The 3,501-nt window shown below is 38.4% G+C and carries 3 protein-coding genes; all 3 read left to right on the top strand.

The features are described 5' to 3' along the window. Positions 1 to 265: 265 nt before the first annotated feature. The gene (locus WBM60_RS12580; RefSeq protein ID WP_424276715.1) at positions 266 to 1,336 is read left to right on the top strand and encodes a sugar phosphate isomerase/epimerase family protein; all 1,071 of its coding nucleotides are present in this window, start codon (positions 266 to 268) and stop codon (positions 1,334 to 1,336) included. Between the two features lie 18 nt (positions 1,337 to 1,354). Continuing rightward, positions 1,355 to 2,140 (top strand): SDR family NAD(P)-dependent oxidoreductase, encoded by a 786-nt coding sequence (locus WBM60_RS12575; RefSeq protein ID WP_424258571.1) that lies wholly within the window; start codon positions 1,355 to 1,357, stop codon positions 2,138 to 2,140. A gap of 197 nt (positions 2,141 to 2,337) precedes the next feature. Next, positions 2,338 to 3,501: type III sulfide quinone reductase, selenoprotein subtype (gene sqr / locus WBM60_RS12570; RefSeq protein WP_424283142.1), on the top strand; the 1,164-nt coding region annotated here is incomplete at its 3' end.

Raw genomic sequence — 3,501 nt, 5'->3', positions numbered from 1 at the left:
GGAAATCAAGGTATCATCTTTAACGCAGTTAACAAAATGGATTGCGCATTTATTTCTATTCTAAGGTCTTTTTTAGTAAATATTTGCAGAGACTGAAAATCTTTTGTTACTTTTAATTAAATGGTTTTATACAGTCATTAGGCACTATTTAAGTATGCTTTACTAATTATTCAAAGTTTTCGTTTTATTTGTCATTTGAGTGAATCGCAGGATTTCTTTTTGAAGAGATAAGAATAATATAATGGCCAATTGATAATTTAAACTTATGAAACGAAGGAATTTTATTAAAAAAAGCGGTTCTGTCGGATTATTGGCTATGGCCATGCCGGTAATTCCTGCCTTTTCGCCATTAGTTGCCGAAATGCGTTTTGGGATTGCGGAAGCTTCCTATGTTCAGCGCAGGTATGCGAAGTTAGAGAGCAAAACCTATCCCCCTTTCACAGACTCCTTACAAATGATTGAACACTGCAGTTCTGCTGGGTTTGGAGGGGTTCAGTTCAGCGTAAGTGGCTGGGATGCGGCCTATGCCAAAAAGGTAAAAACAAGAGTTGAAGAATTGCAGCTCTTTCTGGAAGGCCAGATTAGATTACCAAAAGACGATTCGGATCTTCAAAGGTTCACTGCTGAGGTATCAGCTGCAAAAGAAGCAGGAGTAGATATTCTTAGGACAGCCTGTCTATCGGGCCGCAGATATGAGACATTTGATACCATGAGTGCTTTTCAGGATTTCAGGGCAAAATCAATTAACTCCTTAAAACTGGCAGAACCCGTAGTTCGTAAATTAGGTGTTAAGCTTGCAGTTGAGAATCATAAGGATTGGCGGATTTCAGAAATGTTAGAGATACTAAATATGATTGAAAGCGAGTGGGTAGGAGTCACCCTGGATACAGGTAATAACATCTCTTTGCTGGAGGATCCTATGGAAGTTGTTGAAGCTCTCGCTCCATATGCATTTACTGTACATTTAAAGGATATGGCTGTTGAGGAATATGAAGATGGATTTTTATTAGCTGAAATTAATTTAGGGGAAGGGTTCTTGGATGTAGAAAGAATGATTACTGTAATAAAAAAACAAAATCCGGATATCCGGTTTAATCTGGAAATGATCACCAGAGATCCCTTGAAAATCCCATGTTTAACTGAGGGTTATTGGGCAACATTTGATGAAGTTTCTGCCAGTGAATTGGCTGGTTTTCTTTATAAGATTAAAAAGGCAAAAAGTGCATCCCCATTAACTGTGATATCTAAAAACGCAGCTGATGACAGACTGGCTCTGGAAATAGAGAACAATAAAGCCTCACTTAAATACGCCAGGCAACGTTTGGGCTTTATTTAAAAATTAAAATATAAGTATATGACAGATAATCGCTTACCTGGAATAAAACAATTTGATATGAAAGGGCGAACAGCCATGATTACAGGAGGTTCCAAAGGTCTTGGCTTGGCAATGGCCGCCGGTCTTGCATCCGCGGGTTGTTCAACAGCATTGGTGAACAGAAATTTGGAAGAAGGAATAAGTGCAGCGGAAGAACTACAAAAGGATTTTGGAGTAAAGGCTAAGGCCTACTCTGCTGATGTTACGAATTTAAAACAGGTGGAGTCCGTTGTAAAGGAGATTGAAAATGATTTTGGCAAAATAGATATATTAATAAACAGTGCCGGGATTAATATCAGGGGGGCCATAGACGAATTAAGTCCCGAAGATTTTAACCAGGTGATGAAGGTTAATGTAGAAGGTACCTGGAACACCTCCCGTGCGGTTACGCCTCAGATGAAAAAAAACAACTACGGAAGAATTATAAATATGGCAAGCACCTTGGGCTTGGTAGGGTTGGCTAATCGTACCCCGTATGCCACAAGTAAAGGGGCTGTAGTTCAAATGACCAGGGCACTGGGGTTAGAGCTGGCACCTTTTAACATTACTGTAAATGCTATTTGTCCCGGGCCTTTTTTAACGGAAATGAATATCCCGATTGCCAATACAGAAGAGGCAAAGAATTTCATAGTTGGAGCTACAGCGGTTGCCCGCTGGGGGGAATTAAGAGAAATACAGGGCGCTGCGATTTTTTTAGCCAGTGATGCAGGCAGCTACATGGTAGGTTCTATGCTTACCGTAGATGGTGGCTGGACAGCAAAATAATCAGATCTATATACTAAGAACTAGAATACAGAGGCACTTAGTTTTAAACTTGCTTTCTTTCACAGTTAAGTAACTGTTGTTACACAAGGCGTATTTATGACTTATGTCATATTTTTCAGCACATCCTATAATTAATTTTACATCATTAAATACAGGTCAAAAATTCCTGTATTCAGAATTTAAAAAGGTAAATAGTCATGAAAAATTTAGTGATATTAGGTGCAGGAACTTCCGGAACTATGATGGCCAATCATCTTGTATCCAGTCTGCCTAAAAAAGAGTGGAAGATTTCCATTGTAGATCAATACAAAACCCATTATTATCAACCCGGGTTCTTATTTCTTCCTTTTGATATTTATACTACAAAACAGGTTAAGAAAAAAGGATCCAAGTTTTTACCTAAAGATGTTAACTATATCCAGGAAAAAATAGATCTTATTGAACCTGAAAACAATAAGGTACGCCTTGCAAATGGCAAGGAGTTATCTTATGATGTTTTAATTGTAGCCACGGGGACAAAAACCGTACCGGAAGAAATTGAAGGTATGAAAGGGCCAAAATGGTATAAAAACATCTTTGATTTCTATACCTATGAAGGTGCCAAAGCATTAAGAGATAAATTTAGAACCTGGGAAGGCGGAAAACTGGTAGTTCATATAACGGAAATGCCTATAAAATGTCCGGTAGCTCCTTTAGAATTTGCATTTTTGGCAGATTCCTATTTCAAAAACAAGGGGATGAGGGATAAAGTAGATATTACCTTTGTAACACCGCTGGACGGCGCTTTTACTAAGCCAAGAGCTACGGAAGCCCTTCATTATTTGTTAGAAGAAAAAAACATTAAAGAAGTTACAAGTTTTAATATAGAGCGGGTTGATTACGAGAATAATAAGATCATAGATTACGGGGATACTGAGGTGGAATATGACCTTTTGGTGACCGTTCCAACGAATATGGGCGATCCATTACTAGAACGCTCTGGCCTGGGAGATGATCTGAATTACATACCAACAAATAAAGCAACCTTACAATCTATAGGCCATGAGAATATATTTGCTATTGGTGATGCTACTAATATACCCGCTTCAAAAGCAGGTTCTGTGGCTCATTTTGAAGCTGAAATTCTGACGGAAAATATATTGCGATATATCAATAATGAAGAATTAAAAGAGGATTTTGATGGTCATGCCAATTGTTTTATAGAAACCGGAGGCGGCAAAGCATTATTGATTGATTTTAACTACACAACAGAACCGGTTGAAGGAACATTTCCCTTTCCTGGTGTAGGTCCATTAAGGCTTTTAAAAGAGAGCAGGATGAATCATATGGGCAAACTGGCATTCCGCTGGATATATTGGAAT

Source organism: Eudoraea sp., assembly GCF_049669105.1.
Taxonomy (GTDB): domain Bacteria; phylum Bacteroidota; class Bacteroidia; order Flavobacteriales; family Flavobacteriaceae; genus Eudoraea.
Note: the sequence above shows the minus strand (reverse complement) of the source record. Positions and strands in the feature narration are given on the sequence as shown.